This window comes from Pseudomonas sp. K8, from assembly GCF_014889455.1.
GTDB classification, from domain to species: domain Bacteria; phylum Pseudomonadota; class Gammaproteobacteria; order Pseudomonadales; family Pseudomonadaceae; genus Aquipseudomonas; species Aquipseudomonas veronii.
Genome location: NZ_VJWO01000163.1, coordinates 1 through 706, shown reverse-complemented (window position 1 = coordinate 706; position 706 = coordinate 1). Strand labels below are relative to the sequence as shown.

General features: G+C 66.9%; 1 protein-coding gene. It reads left to right on the top strand.

What is annotated here, in order from left to right; genetic code table 11:
* Window positions 1-240: 240 nt before the first annotated feature.
* Window positions 241-706 (top strand): hypothetical protein (locus tag INT12_RS30735; protein WP_226926405.1); only part of this gene is annotated, 466 nt, incomplete at its 3' end.

Sequence of the window (706 nt, the reverse complement as noted above, 5' to 3'; positions counted from 1 at the left end):
CTGCTGCACCGCGCGGCATTGACTGAAATCGCCGACGCCTTCGGCAGCGTGATGTCCACCGAGGCTGTGCTGGCCTTGCCGGTGCAGCACTGAGCAATGGCATGGCGGCCGTCATCGTACGGTCGCCTGCGCGCGCTACAACGTGTCCACCGCGCGACGCATGGGGCAGGGCGTGCAGCCAAGCCTAAAGTCCATGCAGATGCGGCCGATATCGATGCGTCATTCCGCCTGGAGTACGTGATGTCGGCCGTTCCCCGCCGTGGTAGTTCCCTTCCCGCCTGGCGCACGCTGTTGCGTTGGCTGTCATCCCTGCGCCGGCTCAGCGTGGCACACAAGCTGCAAATCAGCCTGGTGGCCTGCGCAGCGGGCCTGCTGCTGGTGGCCGCCGTCTACGCCTGGACAAGGTACAACAGCGAACGCGCCGCCGACACTTTCGCCACCCATCAGCAGGCGACCAGCCTGATGGCGCTGCTGGGCACCCAGGTGGCCGATGCCCGCCGCCTGCAGACCCGCTACGCAGCGAGCTTCGACGACGCCGACCGCGAGGCACTACAGCAGGCACGCCAGCGCCTGCAGGTGTCGCTGGAGGCACTGCAGCGTGCCGCCGCCGCCAACGGCAATGCGGCTTCACTGAAAGCCTTGGCCACCCGCATCGGCGAGTTTGCCGAGGGCATCAACGCGCTGAATGCACGTGTGGATGAAATGG